The 26,274-nt window shown below is 59.6% G+C and carries 22 protein-coding genes and 2 pseudogenes; 15 read left to right on the top strand and 9 right to left on the bottom strand.

What is annotated here, in order from left to right; translation table 11 throughout:
* Positions 1-30: 30 nt before the first annotated feature.
* From ACSQ83_RS17120 to ACSQ83_RS17145, 6 genes and pseudogenes are all read right to left on the bottom strand, one after another.
* Positions 31-705 carry a tyrosine-type recombinase/integrase gene (locus ACSQ83_RS17120; RefSeq protein ID WP_436228957.1) on the bottom strand — a complete coding sequence of 225 codons (675 nt, stop codon included), beginning with the start codon at positions 703-705 and terminating at the stop codon, positions 31-33.
* 734 nt (positions 706-1,439) lie between these two features.
* Positions 1,440-2,774, bottom strand: a pseudogene (tnpC, locus tag ACSQ83_RS17125) (IS66 family transposase); the annotation flags it as partial.
* Positions 2,775-2,804: 30 nt separating this feature from the next.
* The gene (gene tnpB, locus ACSQ83_RS17130; protein WP_436228958.1) at positions 2,805-3,149 is read right to left on the bottom strand and encodes an IS66 family insertion sequence element accessory protein TnpB; all 345 of its coding nucleotides are present in this window, start codon (positions 3,147-3,149) and stop codon (positions 2,805-2,807) included.
* Positions 3,146-3,571, bottom strand: a complete 426-nt coding sequence (gene tnpA / locus ACSQ83_RS17135) for an IS66-like element accessory protein TnpA (protein WP_436228959.1) — start codon at positions 3,569-3,571, stop codon at positions 3,146-3,148. The genes tnpB and tnpA overlap by 4 nt, the downstream gene beginning before the upstream one ends.
* A 112-nt stretch (positions 3,572-3,683) precedes the next feature.
* The gene (locus tag ACSQ83_RS17140; protein WP_436228960.1) at positions 3,684-3,974 is read right to left on the bottom strand and encodes a YciI family protein; all 291 of its coding nucleotides are present in this window, start codon (positions 3,972-3,974) and stop codon (positions 3,684-3,686) included.
* An 84-nt stretch (positions 3,975-4,058) separates the two neighbouring features.
* The gene (locus tag ACSQ83_RS17145; protein ID WP_436228961.1) at positions 4,059-4,955 is read right to left on the bottom strand and encodes a bifunctional helix-turn-helix transcriptional regulator/GNAT family N-acetyltransferase; all 897 of its coding nucleotides are present in this window, start codon (positions 4,953-4,955) and stop codon (positions 4,059-4,061) included.
* 703 nt (positions 4,956-5,658) lie between these two features.
* Here ACSQ83_RS17145 and nagA point away from each other — a divergent pair.
* The 10 genes and pseudogenes from nagA (at position 5,659) to cyoD (ending at position 18,083) form a co-directional block, all read left to right on the top strand.
* On the top strand, positions 5,659-6,762 hold the full coding sequence (nagA, locus tag ACSQ83_RS17150; RefSeq protein WP_414952442.1) for an N-acetylglucosamine-6-phosphate deacetylase: 1,104 nt from the start codon (positions 5,659-5,661) through the stop codon (positions 6,760-6,762).
* Positions 6,755-7,762, top strand: coding sequence for an SIS domain-containing protein (locus ACSQ83_RS17155; protein ID WP_436229019.1), 1,008 nt, complete (start codon positions 6,755-6,757; stop codon positions 7,760-7,762). The genes nagA and ACSQ83_RS17155 overlap by 8 nt, the downstream gene beginning before the upstream one ends.
* A gap of 14 nt (positions 7,763-7,776) precedes the next feature.
* Complete coding sequence (gene ptsP / locus ACSQ83_RS17160; RefSeq protein WP_436228962.1) at positions 7,777-10,368, top strand: phosphoenolpyruvate--protein phosphotransferase; 2,592 nt, start codon at positions 7,777-7,779, stop codon at positions 10,366-10,368.
* 118 nt (positions 10,369-10,486) lie between these two features.
* Positions 10,487-12,256, top strand: coding sequence for an N-acetylglucosamine-specific PTS transporter subunit IIBC (gene nagE, locus ACSQ83_RS17165; RefSeq protein WP_436228963.1), 1,770 nt, complete (start codon positions 10,487-10,489; stop codon positions 12,254-12,256).
* Positions 12,257-12,571: 315 nt separating this feature from the next.
* A complete protein-coding gene (locus ACSQ83_RS17170; RefSeq protein WP_436228964.1) occupies positions 12,572-13,351 on the top strand; it encodes a DUF1996 domain-containing protein in 780 nt (259 codons plus the stop codon).
* Between the two features lie 90 nt (positions 13,352-13,441).
* Positions 13,442-13,954 (top strand): CBM96 family carbohydrate-binding protein, encoded by a 513-nt coding sequence (locus ACSQ83_RS17175; RefSeq protein ID WP_414952445.1) that lies wholly within the window; start codon positions 13,442-13,444, stop codon positions 13,952-13,954.
* 281 nt (positions 13,955-14,235) lie between these two features.
* A complete protein-coding gene (gene cyoA / locus ACSQ83_RS17180; RefSeq protein ID WP_436228965.1) occupies positions 14,236-15,129 on the top strand; it encodes a ubiquinol oxidase subunit II in 894 nt (297 codons plus the stop codon).
* A 15-nt stretch (positions 15,130-15,144) separates the two neighbouring features.
* Positions 15,145-17,029: pseudogene (gene cyoB, locus ACSQ83_RS17185) on the top strand (cytochrome o ubiquinol oxidase subunit I); the annotation flags it as partial.
* 115 nt (positions 17,030-17,144) lie between these two features.
* Complete coding sequence (gene cyoC / locus ACSQ83_RS17190) at positions 17,145-17,753, top strand: cytochrome o ubiquinol oxidase subunit III (RefSeq protein WP_436228966.1); 609 nt, start codon at positions 17,145-17,147, stop codon at positions 17,751-17,753.
* Complete coding sequence (gene cyoD, locus ACSQ83_RS17195) at positions 17,754-18,083, top strand: cytochrome o ubiquinol oxidase subunit IV (protein ID WP_436228967.1); 330 nt, start codon at positions 17,754-17,756, stop codon at positions 18,081-18,083.
* A 223-nt stretch (positions 18,084-18,306) separates the two neighbouring features.
* Here cyoD and rpoH read toward each other — a convergent pair whose 3' ends face one another.
* Complete coding sequence (gene rpoH, locus ACSQ83_RS17200) at positions 18,307-19,242, bottom strand: RNA polymerase sigma factor RpoH (RefSeq protein ID WP_414953240.1); 936 nt, start codon at positions 19,240-19,242, stop codon at positions 18,307-18,309.
* A gap of 385 nt (positions 19,243-19,627) precedes the next feature.
* On the opposite strand from rpoH, the gene ACSQ83_RS17205 reads away from it, so the two are divergent.
* Positions 19,628-20,194: an acyloxyacyl hydrolase gene (locus ACSQ83_RS17205; RefSeq protein ID WP_436228968.1), complete on the top strand. Its 567-nt coding sequence runs from the start codon at positions 19,628-19,630 to the stop codon at positions 20,192-20,194.
* Positions 20,195-20,239: 45 nt separating this feature from the next.
* A complete protein-coding gene (locus ACSQ83_RS17210) occupies positions 20,240-20,635 on the top strand; it encodes a nuclear transport factor 2 family protein (protein ID WP_299713707.1) in 396 nt (131 codons plus the stop codon).
* Positions 20,636-20,804: 169 nt separating this feature from the next.
* Here ACSQ83_RS17210 and leuA read toward each other — a convergent pair whose 3' ends face one another.
* Complete coding sequence (gene leuA / locus ACSQ83_RS17215; protein WP_436229020.1) at positions 20,805-22,463, bottom strand: 2-isopropylmalate synthase; 1,659 nt, start codon at positions 22,461-22,463, stop codon at positions 20,805-20,807.
* 465 nt (positions 22,464-22,928) lie between these two features.
* Positions 22,929-23,888, bottom strand: coding sequence for a DNA-binding protein YbiB (ybiB, locus tag ACSQ83_RS17220; RefSeq protein ID WP_414953238.1), 960 nt, complete (start codon positions 23,886-23,888; stop codon positions 22,929-22,931).
* 362 nt (positions 23,889-24,250) lie between these two features.
* On the opposite strand from ybiB, the gene ACSQ83_RS17225 reads away from it, so the two are divergent.
* Genes ACSQ83_RS17225 through ACSQ83_RS17235 form a run of 3 tightly spaced genes read left to right on the top strand, consistent with a single transcriptional unit; the run spans position 24,251 to position 26,223 of the window.
* On the top strand, positions 24,251-24,949 hold the full coding sequence (locus ACSQ83_RS17225) for a fumarylacetoacetate hydrolase family protein (RefSeq protein ID WP_436228969.1): 699 nt from the start codon (positions 24,251-24,253) through the stop codon (positions 24,947-24,949).
* Positions 24,950-24,970: 21 nt separating this feature from the next.
* Positions 24,971-25,615, top strand: a complete 645-nt coding sequence (gene maiA / locus ACSQ83_RS17230; protein WP_414953236.1) for a maleylacetoacetate isomerase — start codon at positions 24,971-24,973, stop codon at positions 25,613-25,615.
* The gene (locus tag ACSQ83_RS17235) at positions 25,612-26,223 is read left to right on the top strand and encodes a LysE/ArgO family amino acid transporter (RefSeq protein WP_436228970.1); all 612 of its coding nucleotides are present in this window, start codon (positions 25,612-25,614) and stop codon (positions 26,221-26,223) included. The genes maiA and ACSQ83_RS17235 overlap by 4 nt, the downstream gene beginning before the upstream one ends.
* Positions 26,224-26,274 lie beyond the last annotated feature (51 nt).

Below are 26,274 nucleotides of genomic sequence, written 5' to 3' on the forward strand. Positions count from 1 at the left end.
TGTCAGTCGGGTTGACGTGAGCGGTGCGTTTCATGATTTACTCCCCGGCCATGGGAGCGCGACCGCCTCCATGCCTTGCAGGTCGATCTTCGTGTAGATCGCGGTCGTGTCGATGCTTTGATGGCGCAGTACATCAGCCACTTCCTTTAGCGACGAGCCGGAACGAAGCAGTCGTCTGGCAACGCTGTGTCTCAGAAGATGAGTTCCAGATTGTTCAGTCCAACCACAGCGAACATATGCGGCACGCACTGCCTGATGGACACGACCGGTTCCCAACGGAACGTCGGCAGGCGCGTAGTGCCGCACAAAGACGGCTCGCGAGGTCGTCGTTGCCCTTCGGGCTAACCGGAGATAGTCGGCGATCGCGCGACCTGTCGGCTCCGGCAGCGGAATGATGTAGCCCCGGCGTGATTTGGTACGACGGATTTGCAGCGTGCCTTCGCGCCAGTTCAAATCGTCGAGCTGGATTTGCACGACTTCCGCAGCACGCAATCCAAGGTCTGCCAGACAACGTACCATTGCGTAATCACGCAAGTCGGCCGCTGTCTCATGATCAAAGGAATTCAGGATCTGTCCGATCGCAGCGTCCGAAAGCGTTTCGGGTATTGCCGCCAACCTCCATCCTGCTACGTTTGGGACCGCCGCGATCAGCTCTGCGACCTGTTCGTTATATTGCAAACTCCTGAATCGCAGATAACTGCGCAACGTTACGCCTGCTACGTGAGCTGTTCCAGCTTTGCATCCGTCGGGGTAGCGTGTCACGAATCGACGGACATCCCGAATCGTTAGCTGCTTCATGACGATGGGTCTGCTACCAAAGCACCGATGCAAGAAGTCGCGAATGATCCGACCACGTTGATATCGAGTACACTTGGCTAGGCCGCAAACGTCCTTGAGATGGTCAGTAAAGCGACACACCTCCTGCTGCACCGAGTCCGATTGTGCCCGCAGAAACCGAGGGACAGCGCACGCGCCCAGGACGACCAGCAAATGCCGAAGTGCAGCGTTCACGTCTGGCCGCCCCCTCGGAATCGGGTCGGGACAGGTACATCGCCGCAAATGGTCGTTCACGAAGCTGCAGACAAGTCGGTCGTCGACACTTGCTACGGCTATACGGTGCGTTGTAAGCCAATACGCAAAGTGCGCGACGCACCTCACGTAGATGTTGATGGTGCGAGCTGCGTAGCCGGTATCAACGAGATATTCGCAGTAGCGCTCTGCGAAAGGAGAAAGGACGCTACGCCACAACCATGCCTGAGGTTGCGGCTGTAAGGGGATCAAGCCGATCATGATGATTCTCCTGAATGGATAACAACCCAAACAGGAAAGCACCTTTTTTATGTGCAGTTTGCTCCCACCCAACGATCCACACAACGCGCGCCCCACGGACGATCGTGACGTCCCGTACAACGCAAACTCCGCATAATTTGCGGCTGCGCATTATTGCGACCCAAACTCACACAGCGCAGCGCGTTTTCGGCCAGAGCGTTGCTGATCTCAGCACGGCCTTGTTCGCAGTACAGCGCGAGCGCATCCCACTGGTTGAGCGAGTAACGGATCGCTTTGGCCAGATCGGATTTCTTCGACAGCGTGGCGAGCTTGTCCGTCATCCACGTCTTGATGCTCGCGAGCAGCGGCACGCTTTTCTCCTGCCGCACGCGCAGCCGTTCAGCGGCTGGCTGGCCGCGGATGTCGGCCTCGATGCCGTAAAGTTCGCCGATCAGTTCGAGCACTTGTCGAGTCGCGTCGGTAGGCGTGCGGACGTGAACGTCGTATATGTACCGTCTCGCGTGGTCCCAGCATGCAGCCTCACGAATCTTGCCGCCTTCATACAGTTCGTTGAAGCCACTGTAGGCGTCGGCCTGCAGAATGCCCTCGAATCCAGCGAGATGGGTCTGGGGATGGATGCCTTTGCGGTCGGGCGAGTAAGCAAACCACACCGAGGCCGGTTCCGTCGAGCCCGAGCGGGTGTCATCGCGCACATACACCCACAGTCGCCCAGTCCTTGTCTTCTTCTTGCCCGGCTCGAGCACCGGGATCGGCGTGTCATCCGCGTGCAGCTTCGACGGTGTCATCGTGTAGCGGCGCAGCGCCTCGGTCAGCGGCTCGCAAAGGGCCTCACACTGGCCGACCCAGCGTCCCATGCTGGCCGGGTCGAGCTTCACGCCGTCGCGCGCGGCAATCTGCGACTGCCGGTACAACGGGGCGTGGTCAGCGTACTTCGAGACGAGGATGTCGGCCAGCAGGCTCGGGTGGGCGATGCTGCGCGTGATCGGCATGCCGGGCATGGGCGGCTGCGAGAAGTGGTGGCCGCATGGACAGAGCGTCTTGCGCCGGATCGTGCGAATCACCTTGAACATTGCCGCGACGCGGGAGAGCTGCTCGGACACGTCTTCTCCGAGCGGCTGCATGGCGCTGCCGCACTTCGGACAGGTCGCGTCAGCGTCGAGGACACGTTCTTCGCGTGGCAGATGCGGCGGCAGCGCTTCTTTTGGCGACACGTCGCCCACAGGCGTGCTCGCGCTTGATTGGCGGGCGCGTCGCACATCAGCGACACCACGCTCACCCGTCAAATCCTCGAGTGCGCTTTCGAGCCGCGCGACCTCCCGGTCCAACTGCTCGGACTTGCGTCCGAACTGCATGCGCTTAAGCTTGTCGATCTGCGCCTTGAGCTGCTCGATCTCCAGATCGCGCTCGGCAAGCTGGGCACGGGCCTCGACCAGCAAGGCCCGCAGGGTTTCAACATCGTCGGGAAGTTCGGCGCCGTTCGACATGTGGCGCAGTTTACGAGCCTTCCGCGCGGTTTACAACATCGACAGTGCAGCGGTCCGACGCGGCTGCCGCCAATCGATGCCTTCGAGCAACATCGACAGTTGCGCCGCCGTCAGATGGACCTTGCCGCCATCGGCCTGCGGCCAGACGAAGCGGCCACGCTCAAGCCGCTTCGCGAGAAGCCAGAGCCCGTCCTCCGTTGCCCACATGACCTTCAGAAGATCGCCTCTGCGTCCTCGGAAGATGAACACGTTGCCACCCAGCGGATTGTCCTCGAGCGCCGTCTGCACCTTCGCCGCCAGCCCTTGGAATCCGCAGCGCATGTCGGTGACGCCTGCCACCAACCAGACGCGTGTACCAGTGGGCAGAGAGATCACGATCGCACGCTCCCCAGTACGACCCGTAGCGTGTCGGCGTCAACGGCGCCGTCGACCTTGACTACCACGCCACCGAACCGAATCTCGATCGTCCCGGCTCGCGCAGTCGGATTGCCGACGTCGCGTCCATTCGGGGGCATCGCCACGCGCTGCGGCGGCGTCTCATGAACTACCGCCACTGGAATCAGGGACGTCGTTTCGGCTTGCAATTGCTCGCGATAGCGACGCCGCCAGGTGAACAGCATGTTTGCATTGATGCCATTGTCCCGCGCCAGCTTAGCGACCGACGCACCAGGCTCACACGCTGCGGCCGCAAGCCGGCGTCGAAACTCACGATCATAATTCGGGCGTCCCTTGCGGCTACCCGGTTTGGCTTCCGACTCTGTCACAGTGATGTCCATCAAATCAAAAATGATGGGCACTACTTTGACGTCGGTTCTCGCCGTCGTCTACGACGGTCGTCGTGAGGTGCTTACGGTGATGCGGATTGATTCCCGCACCACTCCGTCGAAGAAGAAAAATTGCAAACCACCCTTACGGCAACTGCGGCAAATGCATTCCCGGAGCGAGCCGCGTGGCATTGAATTCGATGATCTCGTAATGCACGAGCCGTTGCTGCGAGAACGGATCTTCCGCGATGATCGCGTCAAGCCGGTCACGGTCCATGGCCACCGCCACAATAACGCCGCCGTCGCGCGGCACTTTGGGTCCGGCGATAACAAACGCGCCTGCGTCGAACTGCCGTTGGAGATAGAGGCGATGCGCGTCGAGTGCATCGTCGATTTCAGCGAGCGCGCCGGTGTAGCGCAGATGGATGACGTACATGGGCGATTCCAGCCAGTGAGGAACGGGCCTTAATATTAAGCCCACGCAGTCGACGCAGTGCGCACGCTTTTAAACGGTGCGGAGCTATTTCAAGCGCTTTTCCCATTCTCGCTGGCCGCTCAGTTCCTCGAACCCGAACGGGCTAAGAAGAGCGGCGAGCGGAGCCGGGCTCACATCGGATGCGCAGACGATGCGGTCATATCCGGCCTCTGTGGCAAACGTCACGCACGCTCGGACCAAACGGCGGGCGATACCGCTCCGCTTCACGCCCGGTTCCATGAACAAAGCCGCAAGCCGTGCATTCCCGGCCTGCGCGCCTATCAGCAGGCTCGCGCCTACGCTGACGCCATCGCACTCGGCGATCCAGCAGCCATTGCGCAGCGGATCGGGCGCAGTCAGGTAATCCGCCACGACCATCGCCGTACGCGTTTCCCGCTCATGTTGCGCTTGCATTCCACCCGGGGCGAGTTGCGCTTCACGCTCGACAATCCAGCCAAAATCGCCCGGTCGCGGACCCCGCAGATGAACGCGCGCCGCGTCGATGTTCGGCCCCAGCAAGCGCTGGATACAGCCCAAGGACGCCAGCAATTGCGCGCGTTCATCCGGCGACATCGCGTCCATCGTGGCAGAAAGGTCGTCGCGCACGTGCGCGCTTCCTGCTGCCAGCGTCGTTTCTCCGGCCGTGGTCAATGAAAGCTGGTTGCGGCGCGCATCGCCGGAAAACGGCTGCCGCTCGATCAATCCGACGGCTTCGAATTGCGTCAGCATCCGGCTCAGGTAACCGGTATCGAGCCCGAGCGTGCGCGAGATGTCGGCCGCCGTGCAGGTACCGGCATGCATGACGGCAAACAGCACACGCATTTCTGTCAACGACAGTGCGCTGTGCTCGACCCACTCATGCGGCGCCCTGACGTGGCGTGCATAAAACCACTGGAAGCGGCGCACCGCGTCCGTCAGGCCGTCGCTCATAGAACTGTCCATATCCGCCTCGATCTCTCGTTTTTATGTCGTTCACCGTTTTCCCCAGTGAATCCGTTGAGACCATTGTGCCGATTAAAAGCATGATCGTGCATTAAAGCATTGGCGGCACCTCTTGCCGCGGTTAAAGGGCGTCTATAGTGTGTAGACCGGCCACAGGGAAGTGGGCTGTCATTCAAGGGTAATTACCGATACGAAAGCGTTCCAGAAATAAATTTGAGACGCGTTCAACCCGTTGATAATTAACAATTTTGTTCGCATTTGAGCAATTGATTTTGAAAATTGACTGGTATTATTTTGGTTATATAATGGGCTCGCCAAAGATAGCCGCTTCATGACCATTCTTATGCACATTCGATCAGTCCAACGATCGTAAAAATTCGTCGCAAAGTGTCAATCAAGGTGTCTGGATAACGCCCTGTTCTTGCGTTATCCGTGCATCTGGCATCGCACCAGAGTCCTCTCTGCTAACGGACCGGCGAGACGTCGAAACAGGCGTCGCAAAACAACTCCAGAGGCGAAAAACGCCCTCGCGGAAAGTCACCGGGGAAAGGTTTTATCGGCGACTTTCGGCCTGCTCGCAGCGGGTGCGAAGGTTGATGGAGCTTCGTTATGCGCACAGCGCGCGCCGCCAGACGCGCAAAACGCGCCAAATGTGCCGAACGTGCCGACGTACATTAAGCGGCACGTTTCATGAGAGAGATTGATGCTGAAAGGAAACATCCTGACGACCGATGGCTGGATATACGGCTCGGTCGAGTTTGCGAACGGACGGGTGACTGCGCTCGAAGGCGCGCGCGTGGACCCGAAGACCAACGATGCGCCGTACATCTTGCCGGGCTTTGTTGACTGCCATGTGCATGGCGGCGGCGGTGCGGACATCATGGAAGGCGGCGACGCCGCGAGTACCGTTGCGCGCGAGCACGCAAAGCATGGCACCACCAGCATGCTTGCCACCACCATGACCGCTCCACGCGACGAACTCATGGCGGTTGTAAAAGGCCTGGGCGAACAATCCATTCGCCGTGCGGCCGGTGGCGCACGCGTGCTTGGCGTACATCTTGAAGGTCCCTATATCAATCCCGGCAAGCTCGGCGCGCAACCTGATGCGGCAGCGGTTGCCGTGCGCGACGAAGTGCTGAAGTACCTGTCGCTTGCGCCCATCCGCGTGGTGACAATTGCGCCGGAAATTTCCGGGCATATTGAAGTAATCCAGGAAATGGCGGCGCGCGGCGTGCGCGTGCAAGTGGGCCATTCGCTCGCAACTTACGACGACGCGGTCAACGCGCTCAAACACGGCGCCCGCGGCTTCACACACTTGTTCAACGCCATGTCGCCGCTGCATCACCGCGATCCCGGTGTGGTCGGCGCTGCGCTCGCGCATGCCGAGTATGCCGAACTGATTCCCGATCTCATACACGTGCATCCCGGTGCGATCCGCGCCGCGCTGCGCGCCATTCCGCGCCTATATGTGGTCACCGACAGCACCTCGGCGGCCGGCATGCCCGACGGCGAATATCGCCTGGGCAGCCAGCACGTCACGAAGTGCATGGGCGGCGTGCGTCTTGCCGACGGCACGCTCGCGGGCAGCACGCTGACCATGGATCAGGCGCTGCGCAATCTTGTCTCCATCGGCTTGCCGATAGCGGACGTTTCCAATCGCCTGTCACGCTACGCCGCCGATTATCTCGGCCTCGAGGACAGAGGCCGCATCGCGCGTGGTGCGTGGGCGGACCTCGTTGTTTTCGATCGCGAACTCGCGTTGACGGCTACTTATGTAGAAGGTGAATCAATTGTCGAATATGCTTGACGAGGCGCTGGCCTCCGCCGAAGTGGTGGTCGCCCAGCTCGCCGATACTTCCCACATCGAAGCACTCGCCGCACGGCTCGCCGAAGAACCGCGGCACGTAGCATTGACCGTTGCGCGCGGTTCATCGGATCACGCCGCCAGTTACTTCGCAGGCCTGACCATGAGCCGTATCGGCGTGCCGGTTGCGTCGTTGCCCATGTCTGTTGCGACCTTGCAGCAAGCACCGTTGCGCGTGAGAGGCCAACTGGCCGTCGCGTTTTCTCAATCGGGCAAGAGTCCCGATCTCGTTGGCACCATGCAGGCGTTGCGTGCCGCCGGCGCGCTGACTGTGGCCGCTGTCAACGTGCCGGGGTCCCCGCTTGCCGAGGCGTGTGAGTGGAGCTTGCCGTTACTGGCCGGTCCCGAGTTGTCGGTGGCGGCGACCAAGAGCTATATCGCGATGTTGTCGCTGTCGGCGATCGTGATTGCGCACGTGCAGAAAGACGTCGAATTGCTGAGCGCGCTGAAAACATTGCCGGACGCATTGCGCGCGGCGGGCAAGCTTGACTGGTCGCACGGTGTCGATGAACTGAAGAACGTCGACCGCATGATCGTGATCGGCCGTGGACTTGGCCTCGCGATTGCCCAGGAAGCGGCGCTCAAGCTGAAGGAAACATCGGGCATCCAGGCTGAAGCGTTTTCGAGCGCGGAAGTGCGGCATGGTCCTATGGAACTCATCGGCGAGGACTATCCGCTGCTGGTGTTCGCACCGCGCGGTCCGGAACAGGCTGGCTTGATCCAGCTTGCCCGTGACATGCGCGCGCGGGGCGCACGCGTGCTGCTCGCCGCGCCCGCCGACGTTCCCGAAGCCACGTTGCCGCTCGTCGAGACTGCGCATTTCGCGCTCGATCCGATCGCTGCAATCCTGTCGTTCTATGTGATGGCCGACGCCTTGGCTGCCGCGCGCGGGCGTAATCCCGACGCGCCGCGTCACCTGGCCAAAGTCACCGAAACCCGTTAATCGAGAGTCATCCGATGCGCCGTGCCGAGGAGTCCCTGTTGAATCATTCCCCTGAAAACCCGAACGATTTCGTGTTGCTCGCACCGTTCACCGGCCCGATGGTGCCGCTCGCGGACGTCCCCGATCCTGTGTTTGCGGACGGCATGTTCGGCGATGGCATTGGCATCGATCCGTTGTCAGGCGAGCTGCTTTCGCCGTGCGATGGCGTCATCACGCATCTCGCGCGTACGCATCACGCCGTGACGCTGCGCACCTCGCAAGGCGCGGAAATCCTGGTGCATATCGGCATTGATACGGTCGAGCTTGCTGGCAAAGGTTTTACGCCGAAGGTCGAGCAGGGCGCCAGTGTGCGCACCGGTCAGGTGTTGATCGAATTCGACGCCGACTACGTCGCGCAACACGCGCCGAGCCTCGTTTCCGTGATTGCGGTCGCCAATAGCGACGCGTTCGAGGTGGTCGATCGTGCTGGCCGAGGCATGCTGAAAGCGGGCGAAAGCCAGTTGCTCGTGCTGCGCGGCAAGGGCGGCGTGAAGGCGGACGCGGCCCGCAGCGATTCGAATTTCACCGATGAAGCGCGCCGCAACGTGACGCTTGGGCATGCAGGCGGTTTGCACGCGCGGCCCGCGGCACGCGCCCGCGAAGCGGCGCGTGGTTTCGACGCCAAGGTGGAAGTGCGTTTCAACGGCCGTAAAGCGCCGATCGAAAGCGTCGTCGGTTTGCTCGGACTCGGGGCCGGTGAAGGCGCGACCATCGAATTGCTTGGCGTGGGCGCGCAAGCGGCTGCGGCGGTTGAAGCCGTCGCAGCGGAATTGCTGCGTGAAGCCCATGGTGAAGTGGAAGAGAAACCGGCGCGCACGCAATCGCCTGCACCGGTCGCTGTTTCGCGCGATCCGGGCAAGCCGCTCGATCCGAACACGATTGCGGGCGTCTGTGCATCGCCGGGAGTTGCCGTCGGCAAGCTCGTGCGCTGGGACGACAACGACATCACGCCGCCGGAGCAGGCAACCGGTACATCGGCAGCGGAAAGCCGCTTGCTGGACAAGGCCATTGCGACCATCGACGCGGAACTGGACGAAACGGTACGGACTGCTTCGCAACGCGGCGCGGTGGGGGAGGCGGGAATTTTCGCGGTGCATCGCGTATTGCTGGAAGACCCCACGCTGCTCGACGCCGCGCGCGATCTGATCAGCCTCGGCAAGAGCGCCGGCTTCGCGTGGCGTGAAGCGATTCGAGCGCAGATCGTGTTGCTGTCGAATATCGAGGACGCGTTGCTGGCTGAGCGCGCCGCGGATTTACGCGATATCGAAAAGCGCGTGCTGCGCGCGTTGGGCTACACGAACACCGCGGCGCGCGAATTGCCCGACGAGGCCGTGCTCGCCGCCGATGAATTCACGCCGTCCGACTTGTCGTCGCTGGATCGCACGCGTGTCACGGCGTTGGTGATGGCACGCGGCGGCGCGACATCGCATGCGGCGATCATCGCGCGCCAGATCGGCATTCCGGCACTGGTCGCAGTGGGCGACGCACTGCACGCGATTCCCGATGGTACGCAAGTCGTGGTCGATGCCTCCGCCGGCCGGCTGGAGCACGCACCGACCGCACTCGATGTGGAACGCGCGCGCCTCGAGCGCCAGCGTCTCGCGGGCGTGCGTGAAGTGAACCGGCGCACGTCGCAGGAAGCGGCTGCCACGAGCGATGGCCGCACGATCGAAGTCGCCGCGAACATCGCGACACTTGATGACGCAAAAACTGCCGTCGATAACGGCGCGGACGCGGTCGGTCTTTTGCGCACCGAACTGCTGTTCATCCATCGCCAGTCCGCACCGACCGCGACTGAACATGCGGAAAGCTATCAATCGATTGTCGGCGCGTTGAACGGCCGTACGGCGATCATCCGCACGCTCGATGTGGGCGCGGACAAGGAAGTCGATTACCTCACGCTGCCGCCGGAAACGAACCCGGCGCTGGGCCTGCGCGGCATTCGGCTGGCGCAAGTGCGCCCGGATCTCCTCGACGACCAGTTGCGTGGTCTGCTCGCGGTGAAACCCTTCGGCACGGTGCGCATCCTTCTGCCAATGGTCACCGATTCCGGCGAACTCGTGCGCTTAAGGAAGCGTATCGATGAACTCGCGGCGGAGATTGGCCGGACTGATCCCATTCAAGTGGGCGTGATGATCGAAGTGCCGTCGGCCGCGCTGCTGGCCGATCAACTCGCCCGGCACGCGGATTTCCTGTCTATCGGCACGAACGATCTCACGCAATACACGCTCGCGATGGACCGTTGCCAGGCCGATCTCGCCGCTCAAGCCGACGGTCTGCATCCGGCCGTGCTTCGCCTGATCAAGGCAGCAACGGACGGCGCAGCCAAACACGGCAAGTGGGTCGGCGTATGCGGCGCGCTGGCCGGCGACCCGGTCGCCGTGCCCTTGCTCGTGGGCCTTGGCGTGACGGAATTGTCGGTGGATCCGGTTTCGGTTCCCGGCATCAAGGCGCTCGTGCGCAAACTCGATTACCCACTGTGCCGTCAGCGCGCTGAGGACGCCTTGGCGCTCGAATCAGCACAGGCAGTAAGAGCAGCAAGCCGCGAAATCTGGCCGCTGGACTAACACGTCCGTCTGGCAGCCGGCCTTCGCGTTTATCGCGTTTATTAGTAAAAAAAGCTTCGATCGACAACATGTTGTACCAACACGATCAACGACAAGACACTTATCTCTGGAGAACCTGATGGACGCTAACCTGTTTGCGAGAATGCAGCGTCTCGGCCGCGCGCTGATGCTGCCGATCGCCGTGCTACCGGTGGCCGGGCTGCTATTACGCCTCGGCCAGCCGGATGTCTTCAACATCAAGATGATCGCCGATGCCGGCGATACTATCTTTACAAACCTGCCACTCTTGTTCGCCATCGGCGTGGCGGTTGGTTTTGCGAAGGACAACAACGGTACAGCCGGTCTGGCGGGTGCGATCGGTTACCTGATCGAAATCGCAGTGATGAAGGACATCAACGACAAGCTCAACATGGGCGTGCTGTCGGGGATCGTTGCAGGTTGCGTAGCCGGGTTTCTCTACAACAAGTACAAAGACATCAAGTTGCCTGAATACCTCGCGTTCTTCGGAGGGAAACGCTTCGTGCCGATTGTCACGGGCGTGTCCTGTCTGGTGATCGGGATTGTCCTGGGCTATGTCTGGGCGCCGATTCAGGCCGCGATCGATGCGGCGGGCGGCTGGCTGACGGGCGCGGGCGCGCTCGGCGTGTTCGTGTTCGGCGTGCTGAACCGGATCCTGCTGGTCACGGGTCTGCACCACATCATCAACTCGCTTGCATGGTTCGTGTTCGGTTCGTACACACCCCCGGGCGGCGGCGCGGCGGTGACGGGCGATTTGCATCGCTTCTTTGCCGGCGACAAAACCGCAGGCGGCTTCATGACGGGTTTCTTCCCGGTCATGATGTTCGGCTTGCCGGCAGCATGTCTGGCCATGTTCCATGAAGCACCGAAAGAACGTCGCGCGATGGTCGGCGGCTTGCTCTTCTCGATGGCGCTTACCGCGTTCCTGACGGGCGTGACCGAGCCGATCGAATACACGTTCATGTTCCTCGCACCGGCGCTGTATGCCATTCACGCCGTGCTGACGGGCCTGTCGCTTGCGATCTGCTCGGCACTGGGCATTCACCTTGGCTTTACGTTCTCGGCGGGGGCTATCGACTATGTGCTGAACTATGGGCTTTCGCAGCGCGGCTGGCTGGCGATTCCGGTGGGCCTCGTCTACGGTCTGGTCTATTACGGCTTGTTCCGTTTCTTCATCCGCAAGTTCAACATGGCAACGCCGGGCCGTGAGCCTGCTACGACAGACGCAGAAGTCGATTCGTACGACAACACGGGCTTTGTTTCCCCGACAGCCGGCGCTACCGTGCCGCGCGCCGTACGCTACATCGCTGCTTTGGGCGGTGCGTCGAACCTGACGGTCATCGATGCCTGCACGACCCGCCTGCGTCTTTCGGTAGTGGATTCAGCGAAGGTTTCAGAACCCGAGTTGAAGTCGATTGGCGCGCGTGGTGTATTGAAGCGCGGCGCGACAAGCGTGCAGGTCATCATTGGACCGGAAGCCGATCTCATCTCCGATGAAATCCGTAGCGAACTCGAGCGTACATCCGCGGGAGGCGCGGCGCGAGCTTCGTCCACTCCTGCTGCTGCCGCGCCCTTGGCTGCGGTTCCTGCAGGTGAAGAGGGCCCGCTCGATCCGGACCCGGTGCGCTGGCTTGCGGTGTTTGGCGGCGCGACCAATGTGGCTTCACTCGATGCAGTCGCGGCCACGCGCTTGCGGGTGGTGGTGCGTGATCCGTCGTCGGTGGACCGTCAGCGTTTGTCGTCGCTTGATGTCGCCTGGGTTTCCGCTGATACGTTCCACATTGTTGTAGGCAATGCCGCGCAACGTTACGCCGACACCATGGCGAAGCGTCTTTCGCACGGCGGTGGCGCAGCTCCGCTGCCGGCGTGAGTTCATAACACGCACGTCGCGGCCGGGTTTCTAACAACACGGTCGCGAGTTTCAGACTTCCTCGATTTACTTTTAAGACCCGGCATGACGAAAGTCGTGATCCGGGTCTATTATTTGTCTTCCAAACAATCAGTTAACCTAATTAAATACACATTTTGTTTTTTGCGTGATGGTCGTTTCACTTTGATCGAATCTTGTGTTTTTGCACGTTGGTTATGACATTTGTTGTTGCAGATAAATTAATAAATATAACTAACTAAATAGCCTAGAGAAATAAATCCACCCAGCGTTTCCGCTTTTTGCCAGGAGTCGTTCATGAAAATAAAACTTGTCATCTGGACCATGTTCATGTGTGTTGCAGGCGTTGCTCATGCCAACAATTTCAACACCGATTGCAACTATTCGCACACGCTGCCCGATGACCCTATTGTTTATCCCGGGAAAGCGGGGGAAGCGATGGTGCACGACTTTTTTGGCAATTCAAGCACGAACGCGTCCAGTACCTACGATTCGCTTAGCAGCAACAAGGTAATAACCTGCGATTCGAATGCTGATCGATCAGCGTATTGGGCGCCGCAATTGAAACGACCGTCCGGGATCGTCAGTCCGAAGTATGAGAAGACGTACTACAAGGACGATCAGCATGTCGCTTCGTTTCCCATCAACGCAATTCCGCTGGGACTCCAGATGCTGGCCGGAAATCATATGGGGACGGCGCCTAATCCGCATGTCAACTTCCTCTGCCGTGGCAGTGGCAATTACACCTCGACAATGCCAGCAAGCTGCCCACCCAATCCCAATAGCGACGGCGATCCTTCGCAACTCGACATCTCCGTGCATTTTCCTGATTGCTGGGATGGTGTGAACCTGGTGCCGAATCTGGGAAGCGGCCGGAAAAACCGGATGAAGGGATTGATGAAGGCGGCTGACGGAGCCCTCAACGTGGCGTATCGGAACTCCGATGGCACCTGTCCCGCCGGATATAAAGTCAAGATTCCTGAGCTTCAACTCAACATCTCTTATCCGCTCGGTGCTGATCCTGATCTGACTACCGCACAGTTGTCACTCGATCCAATTTTGCAGAACGGTCAATAGGTGCCGCAATGGGGCAGCATGTACACCGCTCACGGCGATTTTTTCAATGCCTGGCACGCGGAAAGCATGCAATACATTGTGGATTCCTGCATGAACAAGCCGACCACGGCAGGTTCAACGTGCAGCAAGAACATCCCGGTCTATTACTCGGCGGCCAGCGCGAATGCCCGATTGACCAGTACGGGATCCATTGAGACGTCGGGCGCGACGCTCGTCTCGGCGCCAAACGACGTGATCTTCATTAAATTCCCGACACCAGCCAATCTCAATGACTACGCCTACGTCGGTTCGTTCCTGCAAACGCTGGGTGGCAATGTGACCGATACCGCCGCAGTGTCCCTCTACTTATATGCCGCCTCGACGGATTGGGACGACGCAGCCCACCCGCCGACGGCCGCGGCGTGCGGCGCGACTGGCTCCATTGGCAGGTTCTATGCGGACAACGTGCAGCAGGTGCGAACCACCGACATCAGTGCGTATGTCGAGGCACAAAAACAAGCTGGAGCGAAGGAAATCGCCCTCTGCATTCGCAACACGACAACCAAGACCTTCCAGTTTTCCTCGCGCCAGGGATCGTGGACGCCAGGGCTATATCTGAAGTGATGGCTTAGCCAATCTGGCGGCGTGAGATGAAGGCCTGGAGATCCAGGCCTTCGTTGTTTTATTGCTTTTATTTATTTGCAGAAGCTATTATCTCGATAATCCGAGTCAAATCGTCGCACTAAAAATAGACATAAGTCCGCGGCAACACGACGCATCGAATAAACGCAAAATATTTTTCGAAAAAGTTGGAATAAGTAGGCTATTGAAATCGCGCTACCCTTTGCCTGAGGCTGATTAAAGTCTAAACGTAATATCTCAAAAACGTTGAAATCGGGCAAGGTATGAAACAAAAATCCGGGTCAGGGTTTTGCAAATTGTTTGCAATTGTCCCTGCTCTTCTTTTGTCAGGCTGTGGCGGTCAGATGGATCTTCTTGATCCTAAAGGCAGTATCGGACTGGCTGAGAAGAATCTTATTCTTACGTCCACCTACGCCATGCTGATCGTGGTGGTGCCGGTTATTTTTCTGACGCTGTTATTCGCGTGGAAATATCGGCAATCCAATACATCGGCCGAATATTTGCCGAAGTGGGCGCACTCTACCAAGATTGAAGTGGTGATCTGGCTCGTCCCGAGCTTGATTATTCTTTATCTCGGAATATTAACGTACAAAAGCACGCACGCACTTGATCCGTATAAGCCGCTTGTCTCCGCGGTCAAACCGATCAATGTCGAGGTTGTTGCACTCGACTGGAAATGGCTTTTCATTTATCCGGATCTGGGTATTGCGTCGGTTAATCGGATTGAGTTTCCCGTTGGTACACCGGTGAACTTCAAGATCACGTCGGATTCGGTGATGAACTCATTTTTCATCCCGCAATTAGGCGGTCAGATTTACGCAATGGCAGGCATGCAGACCAAGCTCCATTTAATCGCCGATGAAGCCGGCGACTATGCGGGCATCTCTGCGAATTTCAGTGGTCAAGGCTTCTCCGACATGAAATTCCGCGCCGTGGCAACGACGCCTGAGGAGTTTGATGCCTGGGTGGCGAAGGTGAGGTCATCGTCGAGTCAACTCGACGGCGTCAACTACGCAGCCGTTGCCGCGCCGACCGAAAAACATCCGGTCCAGTACTTCTCCAAGGTCGACGCGAATCTGTTTCAGAACATCGTCGCGAAATATAACAACGGGCATGCTCGCAACATACCCGACCCGATCTGCCGTACGAAGGGGTAAGCCATGTTTGGAAATTTGTTGGGAAAATTAACGCTGGCGGACATACCGTTCGACCAGCCAATCATCATGGCCGCGGCGGCGTTCATGGCCCTCATTGTGGTGGCCGTGGTCGTCGGGCTGACATGGTTCAAGAAGTGGGGTTATCTCTGGAGTGAATGGCTGACCTCCGTCGATCACAAGAAGATTGGCGTGATGTATATCGTGGTCGCAGTATTAATGCTGCTGCGCGGTTTTGTCGATGCGCTGATGATGCGCGCGCAACTCGCGCTCGCTTATAACGGGCCGGGATTCCTGCCGCCGGAGCATTACAACCAGGTCTTCACGGCGCACGGCGTCATCATGATTTTCTTCATGGCGATGGCGTTCATGATCGGCTTGATGAACATTGTCGTGCCGCTGCAAATTGGCGCACGAGATGTCGCGTTCCCGTTCATCAACTCGCTGAGTTTCTGGATGACCGCGCTTGCCGCCATCCTGATCAACATCTCGCTGGTGATCGGAGACTTCGAGCAAACTGGCTGGCTCGCGTATCCGCCGTTGTCGGAACTGCAATTCAGTCCGGGGGTGGGCGTCGACTATTACTTGTGGAGTTTGCAGCTCTCCGGCATAGGAACGTTGCTCACCGGCATCAACTTCTTCGTGGCCATCATCAAGATGCGCGCGCCGGGCATGACGTTGATGAAGATGCCGGTGTTCACCTGGACGTCGCTGTGCTCGAACGTGCTGATTCTCGCCACGTTCCCGATCCTGACCGCAACGCTTGCGTTGCTGGCGCTCGACCGTTACCTCGGCATGCACTTCTTCACGAACGACGCTGGCGGCAACGCCATGCTGTACCTAAACCTGATCTGGGCGTGGGGACATCCGGAGGTGTACATCCTGGTGCTGCCGGCATTCGGCATCTACTCGGAGGTCGTGGCTACATTCGCGAAAAAGCCGTTGTTCGGCTACAAGACAATGGTCTACGCCACGTGCTCGATCATGGTGTTGTCGCTGCTCGTCTGGTTGCATCACTTCTTCACGATGGGTTCCGGCGCAAACGTGAATGCGTTCTTCGGGATCATGACCATGATCATCGCCATTCCGACCGGCGTGAAGATCTTCAACTGGCTGTTCACCATCTATAAGGGCCGGCTGGAGTTGTCCTCGCCGGTATTGTGGACGATCGGCTTCATGATCACGTTCACCGTCGGCGGCATGACGGGCGTATTGCTGGCTGTGCCCGGCGCTGACTTTGTGCTGCATAACAGCCTTTTCCTGATCGCTCACTTCCATAACGCGATTATCGGTGGCGTGGTGTTCGGGTATCTCGCCGGCTTCACCTACTGGTTCCCGAAGGCGTTCGGTTTCAAGCTGAACGAAACGCTCGGCAAGTGCGCGTTCTGGTGCTGGTTCGTGGGCTTCTGGACTGCGTTCATGCCGCTGTACGTGCTGGGTTTCATGGGCGCGACGCGCCGCATGAATCACTACGACACGCCGGGCTGGCAGCCGTACATGGTCATCGCTTTCGTTGGTGCGTTGATCATCTTGCTGGGCGTTGTGTTCGAGATCGCTCAGGTCGTTGTCAGCGTCGTGAAGCGGAATTCGCCTGCGTACAAAGACGTTACCGGCGACCCGTGGAACGGCCGCACGCTTGAATGGGCGACCAGTTCGCCGCCGCCCGTCTATAACTTCGCAGTCGTGCCGGTGGTCCATGAACTCGACGCCTTCGCACACATGAAGGAACGCGGCCGTACGCGCCTTGCGCGCGAGGATTATCGCGACATCCACATGCCGCGCAATACAAGCGCCGGTTTGGTTATCGGCTTGTTCAGCCTGGCGATTGGTTTTGCGTTGGTCTGGCACATCTGGTGGCTCGCCATCGCGGGTCTGCTGGGCGTGGTTGTCACGCTGATCCTTCGTAGCTACGACGGCGACATCGACTGCACCATTTCCGCCCAAACCGTCGCCGGCATGGACGGCACGCCGACGCCCACGACGCCAGCGCGGACGCAAGATCTGCAGGAGGCACTGTAATGTTGCAAAAGACTATCCCACTGGATCTACCGGGATCGCACGATGACCACGGCGCGTCGAATACGGTGCTAGGGTTCTGGGTGTACCTGATGACCGACTGCATTATCTTTGCGTCGCTATTCGCCGTGTTCGCCGTCATGGGCCATCAGTTCGCGGGCGGCCCGACCGGTCAGGACCTGTTCGAGCTTCCGCTCGTCATGCTGGAAACTTCCATCCTGTTGGTGAGCAGCATCACGTTCGGCTTTGGCATGCTAGCCGCTCAGAAGGGCAAGTCGGCTGCGCTGCTGGCGTGGCTCGGCGTTACGTTCCTGCTCGGCGTGGTGTTTATCGCGCTGGAAATCCACGAGTTCAGCACGCTGCTCGCGCAGGGTTACGGCCCTGACCGCAGTGCGTTTTTGTCCGCGTTCTTCACGCTGGTCGCGACGCACGGTTTGCACGTAGCCGTTGGCCTGATCTGGATGGTGGTCCTGGCGGTGCAGGTGATCGGCAACAAGAAGATCACCCCACGCGATCTGACGCGCCTCACGTGTCTCAGCCTTTTCTGGCACTTTCTGGACATCGTGTGGATCTGCGTCTTTACCTTTGTTTATCTGACGAGCGTCGTATAAATGGCAAACGCACATTCAATCGATACCGCGGGCCACGGCAGCGTGCGCTCGTATGTCATTGGCTTCGTCCTGTCGGTCGTGCTGACGGCCGCAGCCTTCGGACTGGTCATGCAGCAGATGTTTGGGCCGACAGAATCGATCATCGCCATCGCGGTGCTCGCATTCATCCAGATCCTCGTGCATCTGGTGTTTTTCCTGCACATGAACACCTGTTCGTCGCAACGATGGAATCTGCTCTCGCTCGCATCCGCCGTGCTGGTGGCGGTGATCCTTATCGGCGGGACGTTGTGGGCGCTCCATAACGTCAGAGCGCACATGATGTCGCGCTGAGTTCGCAGAGAGTCTCTGCTGACTTGACGCATGGCGGCGCTAGAGGAAACCTCTGGCGCCGCTTTTTTTGTTGGTGGCAGCAGGCCGACGGTCAGGTCCATTCGAGCAGGCAAAGAAAAGCCCGCCGTCTTGCGACGGCGGGCTTTCAGGTTTTCACCAAATCTTCGATACATAGAGCCTGGGCGCCGCCAAAACTCAGCGGCAAACCCAAAGCCCTAAACGCTTAAGCGTACTCGTGCAGCGCCGTGCGCATTTTCTTCATTGCGCTGGCTTCGATCTGACGAATCCGTTCAGCCGACACGCCAAACTCGTCCGCGAGTTCATGCAGCGTCTTGCCGCCCGAGCCGTCGTCTTCCACTTCGAGCCAACGCGCCTGAACGATCCGGCGGCTGCGTTCGTCGAGCGATTCGAGCGCGGTCGACAACCCTTCGCTTTGCAGCTTGTCGAACTGGCGCGACGCCAGCACGTTGGTCGGCTCGTTGTGCGAGTCGGCCAGATACGCGATAGGTGCGTACGATTCCTCGCCGTCGTCGATCTGACCTTCCAGCGCGATGTCGCCGCCGGAAAGACGCGTTTCCATCTCGGAAACTTCCTCGCGCTTCACATTCAGCTCTTTCGCCAGGTTATCGACCTCGTCCGGCGTGAACGCGTTGTGTCCGGTCTTGTGGCTGCGAAGGTTGAAAAACAGCTTGCGCTGCGCCTTCGTGGTCGCCACTTTCACCGTGCGCCAGTTACGCAGGATGTACTCGTGAATCTCAGCCTTGATCCAGTGCATGGCATACGACACCAGCCGCACGTTCTGTTGCGGATCGAAGCGTTTGACGGCTTTCATCAAGCCGATATTGCCTTCCTGAATCAGGTCGGCATGGGGCAGCCCATAACCCAAATAATTGCGGGCAATCGATACCACCAGCCGCAGGTGCGACAGCACGAGCTGACGAGCGGCATCTAGGTTGTCGTTGTCACGGAATTCGGTGGCGTACTGACGTTCTTCCGACGGCGTTAGCATCGGAATCCGGTTGACAGCCGAAATGTAGGCGTCGATGTTGCCGATCTGGCCGGTCAACATGGACGACTGCGCAAACGTCAGCGCACCTGCCGAAGCGGCCTTGGCCGGCGCCGAGTGTCCAGTATTCGGGAGGGTCATCGCATTGGTCACGCTGGTGTGCTCCTTATCAACAAAAAACCCGATGAAAAACCGGGTCTAGCAGGATATTAGCACTCTGCTATTTCGAGTGCTAAAGATTAGAGGGGCGATATGTGGGCAAGTTCCCATACGCTATTAGAATCGTTCCTCCAATAGCTCATAAGCGTTTTCCATGATCGTTGCAAGATGCGAAACGCTTTCTCCGTCAAACTTACCGAAAGAAATTTGCAAGTTTTCGCACGAATTACCCGTCATTCAGGATTCGACGAAACTAAATTCCGTGTTTTCGCCATTCAGCAGAACTCTTCTGAGCACATTTTTGAGACCGTCTCTAAAATGTCGATTTGCTGCGACTGCGGCACGCCCCGTCTTGTGAGAATCCAGCTCCGGAGTATTCATGCAGAAGAACAAAAGTGTCTGGCAAAAGCGTCTTTCCTACGGTGCCTTGTTCGGTGCGCTCGTTTTGGCTTCGGCCACCGCCCGCGCCGATCAATTCGGTTTGCAGATCGCTGGCGGAGTGGCCGACCACGATGTCCGGAAGGCCGATGTCGGCGCAGTCTGGGATCCCAACTGGACGTGGTGGGAAATCGGCGGTTTCCACTTCACGGTTGTAGGCGAAGCGCACGTGGCCTACTGGGATATCCGCGAAAGCCAGGCATCGCATCCGGGCATCTGGGAATTCGGCTTTACGCCGGTGTTCCGGTTCATCAAGAGTTCGGGATGGATCCGGCCCTACGTGGAAGCGGGCGTTGGCGTGCGACTCCTGTCGCATGTCCGCGAGACCGAGACGCGGACCTTCTCCTCGTCCTTCCAGTTTGCCGATATGGTGGGCGTCGGCGCTCAATTCGGGGCGCACCAGAACTATCAGGCGGGCTTCCGGTTTCAGCATTTATCCAACGCCGGTTTCGAACACCCGAATCCTGGTATAAATTTCAGCCAGATATATTTGCAATACAACTTCTGACGGGGACCGCGTCCATCGGTTCCTCAAGCGCGCGAGGAATCGACGATGCCGGCACAACCCATCGACACGCCCATTGAGGCAATCCGTGAACTCGAGCGCGACCGTTTCCGCGCGATGGTCGACGGTGACGGCGAATTGCTGGACGCGCTGCTGGCGGAAAATGCTAGCTACGTTCATACCAATGGCAAACGCGAGACGAAGCGGCAGTTTATCGATGCCATCACCGCGGGGCGCCGGCGTTATCGGCAGATCGAGATCCAGTCGCAGGAGTTGATGCCGGGCGGGCGGGACACGTGGATCGTGTATGGGCGCGCGTTGCTCGAGATGGAGTCGAAGAACGGCGCGCTGTTGTTTCCGATCGCGTACACCGCCATTCACATTCAAGTCGATGGGCAATGGCAGTTGCTCGCGATGCAGGCAACACGCGTGGCGCTGGATTAGCACCGCTTCGACACCGTTCGGTTGGGCGTCGCGGTTCGGCTGGCGGGCCGGCGCCTTGTGAGCGGCAGCCGTCATGTCGACACCGGTTGTCGTGTTTTATCGCCTGCTTCGCGAGTTTCCCTCTGTCATTCAACTACTCGGCTATGCTTTCCAGAAAAGCTGAAGGTCCTCACGCAGCTACCGCTTCGCTTTCCATTTCCTTGCGCCCTGCCCAGCGCACGCGATTTGCCGCGCTGACGATGGCATCGGCGACTGCCTGAGCCGCGTTCGCATGCACGGCGACGCCGAACCGCATCGCTTGATCGCCAATCCGGCAGCCAACGAACACCGCCGTCTCACCTTTCGCGGTCGCGGCGGTTTCAAACGATGCCACCTCGATCGCGACACCCGCGACACTGGCAACCGCCGCGGCGACGGCCTGCGCGTGCGCTTCATCGGCGACCGCGGATATGGGCAGCTTCACGTGGCGTCCATCGAAATGCAGGGTTGATGCATCTGCTCGTGATGCCGGTCCTTGTGCGTCGAAGTATTCGCGCTTGAACAACGCGCAAATGGCTTCGCCGGACACTTCCGCGCCCGATGCATCGGCGACTTTCTGCACGGCATGGCTGAATTCGATCTGCACGCGGCGCGGCGGCGTAAAGCCCAGCCCGCGTTCAAGCAGAAACGTCGCGCCGCCTTTACCCGACTGGCTGTTCACGCGGATCACGGCGTCATAGCTCCGACCAAGGTCGGCAGGGTCGATAGGCAGATACGGCACGTCCCACACCGTACCCGTCTCACGCTGGGCAAAGCCCTTGCGGATAGCATCCTGGTGCGAGCCAGAGAAGGCCGTGAACACGAGATCGCCGGCATACGGATGACGCGGATGCACGGGAATCTGGTTGCAGCGCTCGACCACGCGGCGCACGCCATCGATATCGGAAAAATCCAGCCCTGGGTCAATGCCCTGCGTGTACAAATTCATCGCGAGCGTGACGAGATCCACGTTGCCGGTGCGCTCGCCGTTGCCAAAAAGACAGCCTTCGACGCGATCAGCGCCCGCGAGGATCGCGAGTTCCGCCGCAGCGACTGCCGTGCCGCGATCGTTATGCGGATGCACGGAGAGCACGATGCTGTCGCGATAACTCATGTTGCGATCCATCCACTCGACCTGATCGGCGAACACGTTCGGCATGGCCGCTTCTACCGTGGCCGGCAAGTTCACGATCATCTTGTGGTCGGGCGTGGGACGCCACATTTGCGCGACGGCGTCGCAGACTTCGCGGGAAAACGAAAGCTCGGTCATGCTGAACGTTTCCGGCGAATACTGATAGATCCAGTGGGTATCGGGGCGCGCGGCGGCGCACTCCTTGATGATGCGGGTTCCTTCTACAGCCAGCGCTTTGGTGTCTTCCTTGGACTGATTGAAGACGATCTTGCGAAACGACGGCGCAATCGCGTTATACAGGTGCACGATCACCCGGGGCGCGCCTTCCACTGCTTCAAACGTCCGCTCGATGAGTTCACGGCGCGACTGCACGAGTACTTCAATGGTGACGTCGGCGGGAACACGGTTTTCCGCGATCAGCTTGCGCACGAAGTCGAAATCCGTCTGCGATGCCGACGGAAAGCCCACTTCGATTTCCTTGAAACCTACCGCTACCAGCATCTCGAAGAATTCGAGTTTGGCGTCAATGCTCATCGGGTCGATCAGCGCCTGATTGCCGTCGCGCAGATCGGTGCTCATCCAGATGGGCGCGCGCTCGATCGTGCGAGTGGGCCATCGGCGGCCGTTGAGGTTGACTTGGGGGAAAGGGCGGTATTTCTCGGAAGGGTTGCGCATCATCATCGTGGGCCTCGGCTGAACGCGTTGTACGCGTGAAAGCGCAGTCGTTGCGAGGCGGTCGAGCGGCCGGCGGCTTGCCGGCATCGTTCCAATGCGCGCTGTACAGGTTCGCGACGTCCCATGGCATGGGTAACGCCGGTGACGAACGTGAACGATGCAAAAGCAGCGTGCATGTGATCCTCGCGTTTTCGAACCGTGGATGAACGGACGAAAGCAGACGACTACGGGTGGTGAAAAGGGAACTGCAAAGGGGAACTACGAAACTGCGGAGGGGACCGCGCGCGGAACGCGCGGCGCCACGTTTAGCGACTTACGCTAGACGTAGCGATAGGGGCCGCGCTAGGCGACCCTGGGTAATTCGAAGGGAGGGGAATTGGGCAAAGCTCATTTCTGCACATTAGCGTACGGCGTGCGCTTTTGTCAACAGCGACGGTTTCTCGACTGAAGAATGCCTTGGCGAACGCTCTAGCGCCTGACGATGTCAGCAATCAACTCCGCTTGGCGCGCGAGCGCGGGCGGAATGGGTGCTTCGCCGCGCAGTACGGTTTCGATCCAGCGGGCGGTGGTCGCGGCATCGAGCGCCTCGGGCAACGCCACCACGGGCGCGTCCGGCGAGGAGCGTTCCGGCGATATCAGCGTTTCCGCGTGGCCGTCGTGGAACCAGTCCACCTGCACTTGCCGGCGCGTGTCCGCGACCGCTTCGCCTTCCGTTCCGCGAGCGAGCAGGGCGCCGCCGGCGGCAGCGTCGGGATGTTCGGTGAACAGTCCCGTCAAGCTCTCGCGATACTCCGGATGGGTGTAGTTCACCAGCCGCAAACCGGGCTGCGCGAACGGCTGCAGGATCTTGACCAGCGTATGCGTGGAATTTCTCACGCCCATGATTCGCCGGATGGCGAGCAGGCGCGCGAGCTTGGGTGCGAGCACGGCGATCGGCGCGAACGCGAGGCGCCGCGAGGCGAGGCTGTCTTCGATTTCATCGTGGGAAGTGGCTTCGGGAATGCCCAGTTCGGCGAAAATCGCGGCGCTCGTGACGCGGCCGGGATCAGTCGTGACGCCATGCACGAGCACCGGCACACCGTCCCGCGCGAGCAGCATCGCCAGCAACGGGGTCAGGTTGGGTTGTTTGCGCGCGCCGTTATAAGTGGGGATGGAAACGGGCCGCGCGTGATCGCGGCCATTCTGGATATGCAGGGGCTCGAACGAGCGATGCGCGGCGGCCAGCATCGCGGCCAGCTCCGCGGCAGTCTCGCCTTTCACGCGATACGCCAGCAACACAGCACCGAGTTCGAGATCGGAGACGCGGTTGTCGAGCATCGCTTCGTAGAGGGCGTAGGTGTCCTCGCGGGTCAGCGCTCGCGCGCCGTTTGGCCCGCGGCCGATTTCCTTGATGAAACGGGCGCACGGGAAAGGAGCTGTGTCGGTCATTGATTGGTCTGAGTAGCCGGTTTGCAAACGGGGTGAATCGTCTTGTACACCCGTGTGCGCCCGTTTGCACGATGGGCCGCTGCAAGTCTGGAAATACAGGAATCACATTCAGTACCGCATTTGAGCCGGGCTTGCAAGTCGCGGTGCTGCCCGGCGGCGGCTTTCGGGACGCTTGCCTGCGCGTTTGTTCGATGATCGCAGCTTGGGACAGGTCACGGGAATTGCGGACCTGACCGCGTGCTTTATTACGTAATGTCCTGGGGCACATAGGCCGTTCGGGCGAATCGCGATGCGCAACCGCGCACGTTAAACTTGAGGTTCAGGTCGATGCTTCAATACTTCATCAATCAGGAGAGAACGCAATGAGTCACGTATTTGCTCCGGCGCCCGCGGTCGCGGTGCCTGTTGTCGGTTCCAGCGACCAGTTTCCTGTTCGCCGGATTTATTGCGTCGGCCGGAACTACGAGGCGCATGCACGCGAGATGGGACACGACCCGGATCGCGAACCGCCGTTTTTCTTCGGCAAGCCCGCCGACGCCGTGCTGTACGTCGCGCCCGGTGCGACCGGCGAATTCCCTTATCCGTCGCAGTCCAAGAACGTCCACTTCGAGATGGAACTCGTGGCGGCGGTCGGCAAGCAAGGCAAGGACATCCCCGCTGAGAAAGCGCTCGATTACGTGTATGGCTACGCGCTCGGTCTCGACATGACGCGCCGCGACCTGCAAGCCGAAGCAAAAAAACTGGGCCGTCCGTGGGACACGGCCAAGGGCTTCGATCATTCGGCTCCGCTGGGTCCGATTCATCCCGTCGCGAAGGTCGGGCATCTGGAAAAAAGCGCGATCTGGCTCACCGTCAATGGCGAAGAGAAGCAGCGATCGGACATTTCGCAACTGATCTGGTCGGTGGGCGACACCATCGCGTATCTCTCCACGCTATTCGAGCTGTTCCCAGGTGACCTGATTTTCACCGGCACGCCTGAAGGCGTTGGCGCGGTTCAAAAGGGCGACCTGATGAAGGGCGGTGTCGACGGAATCGGAGAGTTTTCCGTGCGCGTGGTCTGAGCATAAAAACGGAGGGGACTCATGAAGCTATACAGCTATTTTCGCAGCTCGGCGGCGTACCGGGTGCGCATCGCGCTGAATCTCAAGGGGCTCGCGTATGAGTACGCGCCGATCCATCTTCTGCGCGATGGCGGGCAACAACTGAAGCCGGATTATCGCGAGCTGAATCCCGACGGCATCGTGCCGACGTTTATCGACGGTGACAACATACTCACGCAGTCGCTTGCGATCATCGAATATCTGGACGAGACGCATCCCGAGCCGGCGTTGCTGCCGGGTACGCCATTGGATCGCGCGTTTGTTCGTTCGGTCGCGCTTCAGATTGCGTGCGAGATTCATCCCGTCGACAACTTGCGCATTCTGAAGTATCTGAAACACACGCTGAAGGTTGGCGATGAAGCGAAAGACACGTGGTACCGGCATTGGCTGGAGTCGGGTTTCGAGTCGCTTGAAAAGCGGCTCGCGAATGACTCGCGCGTGGGCAAGCTGTGTTTCGGTGATGCTCCGACGCTCGCGGATCTGTGCCTCGTGCCGCAGGTGTACAACGCGCGGCGTTTTAACCTCGATATGAGCCGTTATCCGACGATCGAACGTATCGCCGATCACGCTGCGCAAATCGATGCGTTCGCGCGCGCCGCGCCCGGGCAACAACCGGACGCCGAATGACGACAGCTGTTTTTCTATCCGGCGCCGGGCTTGGCGCAAGTCTGATTATCGCGATTGGGGCTCAAAACGCTTTTGTCTTGCGGCAAGGATTAAAACGGCGGCACGTAGGCTGGGTCGTTTTTATCTGCGCGCTGATCGACGTATTGCTGATCGGGTTTGGCATTGGGGGGATGGGCGCACTGATTGCGCGAGCGCCCGTGATGCTTTGGGTGATTCGATGGGCGGGCGCGGTGTTTTTGTTCTTGTACGGCGCGCGAGCTTTTCACGCGGCGTGGAAGGGACCCGGACATTTGCAGGCCGAGAACGGCGAATCGCAAACGGTGGCAAAAGCGGTAACAACGGTGCTCGCTTTATCGCTGCTGAATCCGCACGTTTATCTCGATACCGTCGTCCTGCTCGGCGGCATTGGTGCGCGTTACGGCTGGCCGGGGAATGTGTGGTTTGCCGCGGGGGCAATGTGTTCATCGATCATCTGGTTCACCACGCTCGGGTTCGGCGCGCGCTTGCTCCAGCCTTTGTTCGAGAAAGATGTCTCGTGGAGAGTGCTCGATGTGATCGTGGGGATTGTGATGTGGTGGATTGCGGCAGCGCTAGTTCTGTCCCGATAGCGCGTGACCGCGGTCTGGCTGAACGCCAGGCCGCGGCATCGGGTTAACTGG

The sequence above is a fragment of the Caballeronia sp. LjRoot29 genome (assembly GCF_964252755.1).
In the GTDB taxonomy this organism is placed as follows: Bacteria; Pseudomonadota; Gammaproteobacteria; order Burkholderiales; family Burkholderiaceae; genus Caballeronia.